Raw genomic sequence first — 398 nt, 5'->3', positions numbered from 1 at the left:
GACCAGGCCTTCGTCGTGGGCATCTTCTCGATGCTGGACGTGATGCTGAGCATGCCGATGGAGTCCGCCATCGGGCTGCTGCACGTGCCCGAGCCGGTGGCCGCCGCGCTGCTGCGCCGCGAGGGCGTGCTGGGCGAGCTGCTGCGCCTGGCGGAGGCCTGCGAGTCCAGCGACGACGCGATGTTCGACCAGGCCGCGACCACGCTGCACCTGACCAGCCAGCAGATCAACTGGGCCCACCTGCAGGCGCTCGCCTGGGCCGACCAGATGGCGGACTGACACGGCCGGGCAGGCGGGCGCGAACGGTCGCGCAGGACGCCGTCCGACAGGGAACGCGGGGCCGCGGGAAGCGCACCGCAGGGCCCGCTTGGTGGTAAGGTGGGAGGCTGCAAGGGCCC

1 protein-coding gene is annotated in these 398 nt (G+C 72.6%); it reads left to right on the top strand.

The window, feature by feature from the left end; genetic code table 11:
* Window positions 1-279: hypothetical protein (locus GVL52_RS32590; RefSeq protein ID WP_200848063.1), on the top strand; the 279-nt coding region annotated here is incomplete at its 5' end.
* Between the last annotated feature and the right edge of the window lie 119 nt (window positions 280-398).

It is taken from the genome of Rhizobium sp. 18055 (assembly GCF_902706285.1).
Classification (GTDB): Bacteria; Pseudomonadota; Alphaproteobacteria; order Rhizobiales; family Rhizobiaceae; genus Rhizobium.
This window is presented reverse-complemented; position numbering and strand designations above follow the sequence as displayed.